Source organism: Umezawaea beigongshangensis, from assembly GCF_016464305.1.
In the GTDB taxonomy this organism is placed as follows: domain Bacteria; phylum Actinomycetota; class Actinomycetes; order Mycobacteriales; family Pseudonocardiaceae; genus Umezawaea_A; species Umezawaea_A beigongshangensis.
Map to the genome: position 1 here is coordinate 21,732 of NZ_JAEIOJ010000023.1, position 7,318 is coordinate 29,049.

The 7,318-nt window shown below is 72.9% G+C and carries 6 protein-coding genes and 1 tRNA gene; 2 read left to right on the plus strand and 5 right to left on the minus strand.

Annotation, left to right across the window (positions count from 1 at the left end; all coding sequences use genetic code 11):
- Positions 1 to 83 precede the first annotated feature (83 nt).
- The 4 genes from IMZ35_RS32030 to dusB all read right to left on the minus strand — a co-directional run bounded on the left by IMZ35_RS32030 (position 84) and on the right by dusB (position 6,094).
- Entirely contained in the window at positions 84 to 3,215 is a 3,132-nt protein-coding gene (locus IMZ35_RS32030; RefSeq protein WP_199444516.1) for an LCP family protein, read from the minus strand.
- 207 nt (positions 3,216 to 3,422) lie between these two features.
- A complete protein-coding gene (locus tag IMZ35_RS29600; protein WP_199444517.1) occupies positions 3,423 to 4,334 on the minus strand; it encodes a GGDEF domain-containing protein in 912 nt (303 codons plus the stop codon).
- Positions 4,335 to 4,497: 163 nt separating this feature from the next.
- Positions 4,498 to 4,959 carry a hypothetical protein gene (locus IMZ35_RS29605; protein ID WP_307869017.1) on the minus strand — a complete coding sequence of 154 codons (462 nt, stop codon included), beginning with the start codon at positions 4,957 to 4,959 and terminating at the stop codon, positions 4,498 to 4,500.
- Positions 4,952 to 6,094 carry a tRNA dihydrouridine synthase DusB gene (gene dusB, locus IMZ35_RS29610; protein WP_199444518.1) on the minus strand — a complete coding sequence of 381 codons (1,143 nt, stop codon included), beginning with the start codon at positions 6,092 to 6,094 and terminating at the stop codon, positions 4,952 to 4,954. Before dusB ends, IMZ35_RS29605 begins: the two co-directional genes overlap by 8 nt.
- A gap of 90 nt (positions 6,095 to 6,184) precedes the next feature.
- Here dusB and IMZ35_RS29615 point away from each other — a divergent pair, with 90 nt between their 5' ends.
- Positions 6,185 to 6,670, plus strand: a complete 486-nt coding sequence (locus IMZ35_RS29615) for a DUF6328 family protein (protein WP_199444519.1) — start codon at positions 6,185 to 6,187, stop codon at positions 6,668 to 6,670.
- 15 nt (positions 6,671 to 6,685) lie between these two features.
- Here the strand turns inward: IMZ35_RS29615 and IMZ35_RS29620 are convergent, their stop codons facing one another.
- Positions 6,686 to 7,132, minus strand: a complete 447-nt coding sequence (locus IMZ35_RS29620) for a hypothetical protein (RefSeq protein ID WP_199444520.1) — start codon at positions 7,130 to 7,132, stop codon at positions 6,686 to 6,688.
- 78 nt (positions 7,133 to 7,210) lie between these two features.
- Between IMZ35_RS29620 and IMZ35_RS29625 the strand changes: the two genes are divergently transcribed.
- A tRNA-Lys gene (locus IMZ35_RS29625) sits at positions 7,211 to 7,286 on the plus strand.
- The last annotated feature ends 32 nt before the right edge of the window (positions 7,287 to 7,318 follow it).

Consider the following 7,318-nt stretch of genomic DNA (forward strand, 5'->3'; position numbering starts at 1 on the left):
GCGTCAGCGTACGTGCCGGGTGTCGCGGTCACGACATCCGACGGTGAACCGGAGATGAACCCCCGACGAGAAGCTGATCTGCTTCACGCGCAGGAGTTCTGCTCTCCCGCGTTGACGATGGCCAGGTCCTCCGGCGTCGTGGTCTGCGGCGTCTGCCCCTGACCGCCCGTGGCCCCCTGCGGCGCGACGACCGTGCCGTCGAAGTCCGTGCCGAGGACGAGCGCCACCGCGCCGCCCATGCTCGGGTCGACCTCCAGCTCGGCCGAGGGGATCGCCGCCTTCAGCGTCTCCGCCCAGTTCTCGCCGCCGGCGGCGTAGCGGACGACGGTCCGGCCGGTGTTCGGCACGTCGTCGACGTTGACCACCGTGAAGCCCAGTTCCCGCAGCTGCCCGGCCACGGCGGACGCGGTGCCGCCGAAGTTCTCGTCACCGTTGAGGACCTGGACGCTGACCGACTTCGGGTCGACGACGGAGCCCTTCCCGACGGCGGCGGGGTCGGCCCCCTTCGCCGGCTCGGTGCCGGTCGCCTCCGGCGTCTCGCCCGGCAGCGGGGTGCCGTTGCGGATCGCGGTGAACAGCGCGGCGGTGTTCTCCTCCTCCAGCACCTCGACGTTGTCGTCGTTCCCCGGCGTCGGGCCCTCGTCGGTGTGCGAGGGGATCGTCACGAAGGAGACGCGGCTGGGTTCGAGGCCCTGCAAGGACTGGCCGAGCGTGAGCAGGTCGCCGACGCTGATGTTCTGGCCGACCGTGGCGCCGGTGAAGGCGTTGATGAACGCGTTGAGCTTGGTGGGGCTCAGCAGCGTCTCGCTGGAGAGCACCTGGCGCAGCAGGGACGACATGAACTGCTTCTGCCGGTCGATGCGCTCGTAGTCCGTCTTCAGCTCGCCCTTGATCTTGCGCGCGCGCACGTACCGCAGCGCGAGGTCGTCGGAGATCTCGTACTCGCCGCCCTTCTCGAACAGCAGGCCGAGCTCCTCGTCGTCCATCCGGCCCGGCACGCAGACCTTGATGGAGCCGACGGCGTTGACCATGTCCTTGAAGCCGTTGAAGTCCACGCTCACGAAGTGGTTGATCTTCAGGCCGGTGAGGCCGGTGACCATCTCCGACACGCACTTCGGGCCGCCCACCGCGTACGCCTCGTTCGCGTGGACGTCCTCCTGCTCGGGCAGCGTCTGTCCGGTGAGGACACCGGTCTGCGGGTCCCACTCCTGGCACTCGGGGCGGGTGATCCGCACGTCGCGCGGGACGGAGACGATGACGACGCGCTTCCGGTCGGCCGGGATGTGGGCGATCATCATCACGTCGGAGCGCGCGCCCTGCTCCTGAGTGGTGTCGCCGACGCCGTCCTCCGGCTTGGCGCCCACGCGGGTGTCGGAGCCGACGATGAGGAAGTTCTCGTCGCCGAGCTGCTTGTCGGCCTCCAGGACGGCCGCGGAGTTCTCGTTGAGCGCGTCGACCTCGACGAGCTTGCTGTCGAACCAGACGGTGGCGCCCCAGGCGACACCGGTGGCCAGGAACACGATCACCGCGAGGCTCAGCGAGGTGAGCTTGACGGCGGCGATGATCTTGGTCTGCTGCGCGGTCCGGGCGCGTTCGCGCGGTGGGCCGCCCTCGTCCTCGTCGTCGTCCGGGACGGCCTCGCTGAACTGCGTCGCCTCCGGCTCGTCGGGATCGTGCTCGTTCTTCCACGGCATGAGCTTCTGCCTGCGCTCCTTGCGCTGGCGCTCCTGCTCGGCGAGCTCGTCGTGCACGGCGGAGAACCGCGCGAGCGTGTGGTCGACCTCGCGGCGCTTCTTGACCTCGTCGCCGATCGGCTCCATCTCGGCGGTCAGGCTCGCCGGGTCCACGTCCTCGCGGCGCTCGGGTCCGGTGCGGGGCTGCCGCACGGGCGCCTCGGGCAGCGGCGGCTTGTCCGCGGGCGGGCTGAGCCGCGACTCCAGGCCGCTGGGGGCCTGCACCGGCGCGACGGGCGGCGCGGGCTCGCCGGGCCGGGGCCGGGCCGCGCGCGACGGCATCGGCATCCGGTTGCTGGACTCGGCGCGGGACGCGCCGTGCGGCGGGGCGTTCAGGGGCGGGGCGCCCGGCGGCGGGGCGACCGGCGGCTGGATCGTGGTGGGCTGCTCGGCCGGGGGGACCGGCGGCTTCGCCAAGCGTCGGCCCGTGGCCTCGCCGCGCGACGGCGCGACGGGCGGACGACCGCCGGGCACCTCGGGACGGGGGTGGCGGCTGGAGGACTGCTCGGCGACGGACGGGCCGGGAGGCGGCGGGGCGAGCCGACGCCCCGCCTGCTCACCGCGCGGCGGCAGCGGTGCCCGGTCGGTGGGGGCAGGACGCTGCCTGCTGCCCTGCTCGCGCGGCGGAAGACTCTGCTCGCGCGGCGGAAGACTCTGCTCGCGCGGCGGAAGACTCTGCTCGCGCGGCGGAAGACCCTGCTCGCGCGGCGGAAGACCGGGTTCCCGTGGCGGAAGACCCTGCTCGCGCGGCGGAAGACCGGGCTCGCGCGGCGGGAGGCCCTGCTCGCGCGGCGGCGCGGCCCGGCGGCCGGTCGCCTCGGCGGGAGGCTGCTGAACGGGCTGCGCGGGACTCGGCGGGGGCACCGGCGGAACGATCGCGCGACGGCCCGCCGACTCGGCGGGGGGAACGGACGGCGCGGCCCGGCGCCCGGTGGGCTGCTCGGGGGCGGCGCGGCGTCCGGTGGGCTGTTCCGGTGCGGCGCGGCGTCCGGTGGCGGGTTCGGGGGCTGCGCGGCGCCCGGTGGCCGGTTCCGGCGCGGCACGCCTGCCGGTGGGCTCGGTCGGGGGCGCGGCGTGGTGACCCGCGGACTCGGCCCGGTGCGCGGAGGGCTCGGGCGCGGCGCGGCGTCCGGTGGCGGGTTCGGGGGCGGCCCGGCGTCCGGTGGCGGGTTCCGGTGCGGCGCGGCGTCCGGTGGTGGGTTCGGGGGCTGCGCGGCGTCCGGTGGCCGGTTCCGGCGCGGCACGCCTGCCGGTCGTCTCCGCCGAGTGCGGGGGCGCGGGCGGCTGGGTCCGGGGCGGCTGGCCCGGCGGCACGGGGCGCGGGATGTTCGCCCTGCTGTGCTGCTCGAGCAGCTCTGAAACGCTCAGGCCACCGCTCTCGGCCGACCGTCTCCTCCGACCGCCCGACTGCTCGTCGTCGGGCTCGTGGGGGTCCTGCGCGCCTCGGTGTCCGGGGCCACCACGGCGGGGCTCGTCGGGCACCCGGTCTCCCTTCACACACGTGCTCTTCAGTGGGTCGTCATCACGACTTGACGACAGCCGGGACACATTGGTCGCACCACCGGCGTGTCTGTGCGTCCGCGATACTACGGATGGAGGCCAGTCCTGACGACCACTCCTGGTGATCCCGATGCTCCGCATACTCGCTTACGCGCAACTGCCTTCGCCCGAAAGGGGCAGTTTGGTCACTCAGTAGTAACCGAGGACTCGCGTTTCAGCTATGGATCGCCGCTTCGAGGCGGCTCCGGCGAGGCGTACTCGGCCGTTCTCGCGGTAGGCCACGGCGTTCCGCCCGGACTGCTTGGCCGTGTAGAGCAGGCTGTCCGCACGCAGGAGCTGCTGCTCGGCCCCGACGGGCTGGTGCTCGGCCGAGCCGTCGGCGGCGGACTCGTGAGCCAGACCGACGCTGACGGTCACGCGCAGCCCCGGCGCGATCTCCGCCCAGTCGTGACGCTCGACACGTTCACGTGCGGCCTCGACGACGGACACCGCGGCGGAGGTGTCGAGGCCCGGCAGGACGAGTGCGAACTCCTCACCGCCGTACCGGGCGCAGAAGGCACCCCGCGGCAGGTCGTGCTGGAGCAGTTCGACGACGCGCTGGAGCACGCGGTCACCCAGCAGGTGGCCGAAGGTGTCGTTGACCTGCTTGAAGAAGTCCAGGTCGATCAGTGCGACCGCCAGGCCGCGGCCCGTCGTGCCGCGGGTCAGCATGTCGACGAGCTTCTGGTCGAGGTACCGGCGGTTGTAGCTGTCGGTCAGGCTGTCGCGGATGCTCTGCTCGCGCGCCTCGGCGTGCTCCTTGCGCAGCCGGTCGACCTCGCGGCGGAGCTGCTCGGGGATGTGCGGCTGCTCGTCCTGGTCGGCGTAGACGATGTCCAGCGCCGACCTCAGGTGCTGGTACGCCTGGCGCCACTGACCGCGTGACGCGAGCAGAGCGGCGATGGACTCGTGGAGCTGCACGAGCCCGGCGTTCTCCGCCCCGACCGCGGCCTTGTCGGAGACCGGTGCGGCGAGACGGGGGAGCGCGACACCCCCCGGCCGGCCGGACTCCGGCTGCCGGTGCGGATCGGACTGGGCGACGTCGGGTCGCAGTGCGGTCATTCGCGCTCACCTCCCTACTTAGCCAGGTGTCGTCTTGCAAGAGGCGGCGCTTGAGCCGGAGGGACAGGTCAACTTGTGATTTCCCTCTTCTGGTTGACCGACGGCTGCTCCGAACTGGTGACGTTCGGCGGATGAGCTGCCTCTGCGTGAAAAGAGGCCCGGTTCACCCGGTGACGCACGGCGCGAAGCCGTACGCCGTGCCGTCCAGGACGACGACGTGCACCGTCCCGATCTGACTGCCCAGCTCCTGCGAGTCCCGCACCACGGTCACCGTGACGGCGACGGCCAGCACGACCCCCCTCGGGTGACCCCGTTCGCCCGGCGGCACCCAGTCGGCGTCACCGCGCAGGGTCGACATGGTCGGCGTCATGCGCAGCGTCGCCTCGCCCAGCGTGCACGCGTGCTCGCGGTGGTCGGGGTGCTGGGTCCGCGCCAGCAGCTCCCGCTGCGGCCCCGGTCCCGCGGCACCGGCCTCGTTCAGCCGGTCGAAGTACTCGCCGACCCGCGTCCGCTCCACGTCGGTGACGCTCAGCGGGGCCGCCGTGCCCGGCAGCACCGAGGTGCACGCCGAGCAGGCGGCCAGCACGCCGCACGTCAGCAGCGCCGCCAGCGACCGGTCAGCCACCGGAGTGCATCACGTCCGCCCCGGCCGGCACCGTCGAGTCCTCCGGGTCGTCGAGCCAGCCCTCCGGCAGCACGACCCGCCCGGGAGAGCCCTGCCGCCCGCGCGGTCCCTCCGCCTCGGCCGGGAACTCCGCGTCGAGGTCGAGCTGCCCGATCAGGTCGTCCAGCTCGGCGAGCGTGCTCACCATCGCGAACGACCGCCGCAGGTCACCGCCCACCGGGAAGCCGCGCAGGTACCAGGCCATGTGCTTGCGCAGCTCGCGCACGCCCTTGTCCTCGTCGTGGTGCTCGGTCAGCAGCTCCGCGTGCGTGCGCAGCACCCGCGCCACCTCGCCCAGCGCCGGGCCCTCCGGGACGGGCTCGCCCGCGAAGGCGGCCTGGAGGTCCCGGAACAGCCACGGGCGGCCCAGGCAGCCCCGGCCGACGACGACGCCGTCGCAGCCCGTCTCGTCGACCATGCGCAGCGCGTCCTGCGCGCTGAAGACGTCGCCGTTGCCCAGGACCGGGACGCTCGTCACGGCCTCCTTGAGCCGCGCGATGGCCGACCAGTCCGCCTGGCCCGAGTAGCGCTGCGCCGCCGTGCGCGCGTGCAGGGCCACCGCCCGCGCCCCCTCGGCCTCGGCGATGCGCCCGGCGTCCAGGTAGGTGAGGTGCTCGTCGTCGATGCCGATGCGGAACTTCACCGTCACCGGGAGCCCGGCGGGCTCGGCCGCCTCGACCGCGGCGCGCACGATCTCGGCGAACAGCCGCCGCTTGTAGGGCAGCGCCGCGCCACCGCCCTTGCGGGTCACCTTGGGCACCGGACAGCCGAAGTTCATGTCCACGTGGTCGGCGAGGTCCTCCGCGACGATCATCCGCACCGCCTCGCCCACGGTCCGCGGGTCGACCCCGTAGAGCTGCATGGAGCGCGGGTGCTCGTCCGGATCGAACGTGATCATGTGCATCGTCATCGCGTCGCGCTCGACCAGAGCGCGCGCGGTGATCATCTCGCACACGTAGAGACCGGCGCCGTACTGGCGGCACAACCGCCGGAACGCGACGTTCGTGATGCCGGCCATGGGGGCGAGCACGACGGGCGTGCCGACCTCGAAGGGGCCGATCCGCAGGGGCTTGGTGGTGGTGGGCGCAGTGGACATCACCACCCATTGTGACCTGCTGGCGCGGATGCCTTCCAGATCGATCTCCGGTTGGCGGAAGGTGGACCGGGGTACGACGGTCGAGTGAGCGTGACAGAGACCGAACGAGCGGCCGAGGCCGAGGCCGAGCACGAGCGCCTCGCGCGGAACGTGAGCGAGCTGCTGCAGGAACTGAGGGTCGCCCAGGGCGGTGTGCAGATCCTCTTCGGGTTCCTGCTGTCGATCGCCTTCACCGAGCGGTACGCGAGCGTCAACGACTACGTCCGCGGCACCCACCTGGTGACCGTCCTGTTCGCCGCCGCGGCCGCGGCCCTGCTCACCGCACCCGCGGCGTGGCACCGGCTGCTGTTCCGCCAGGGCAGGCGCGAGCAGATCGTGCACCTCGCCAACCGCACCACCGTCGCGGGCCTGATCTGCCTGGCCGTGGCGATGACCGGCACCGTGCTCCTGGTCAGCGAGATCGTGGTCGGCGGCTGGCCCGCCGTGGTGGTCGGCGTGCTGGTGGGCCTGGGCTTCGCGTCGCTGTGGTTCGTCCTGCCGATGCGCCGGCTCCACGCGGTCAGCGGCGAGGACTGAGCCCTCCCCCGCCCCTCAGCCGGAGAAGGGCTGCGGGTCCTCGCTGAACGTGCCGAGCAGGGGCTCCCCCCGCCGCACGAGCAGCAGCGTGGGGTTCTCGTCGGTCTCCTCGCGGAAGAACCCGGCGTACCCGTCCTCGTCGGCGAACGGCGCGAGCCACTGCGCGAACTGCCACCACACCTCGGCCCACGTGTCGTCGGACCACAGGACCCGCGCGGACAGCCCCCAGGCGTGCCAGTCCTGATCGCCTCGGGTGAACCGGTACTGCCGGCGCAGGGACGCGGAGTCCCCGCCGGGCAGGAAGCTGCCGGGATCGGGCCGCAGGTGGGGTCCACCCGGCACGACGGGCGCGCGGGGCGCGGGCTGGTCGGCGCCGAGGTGCCAGCGCAGCTCGTCGAGGACGTCGCCGGGAGTGTCGTCGCGGAGGAAGAGGGAGAAGACGATCTCGTAGTGCTGGCTCACCGCCCCATCCTGGCCCGTCCGGGAGGGACGGGTCACCACCGTCCTCACTCCGCACCGGCTTCCACTAACCTGGGCGACGGGCCGCTAGCTCAACTGGCAGAGCAGCGGACTTTTAATCCGCGGGTTCGGGGTTCGATCCCCCGGCGGCCCACCACTTGACCAGCAGAAATACGGTCACGTAGATCG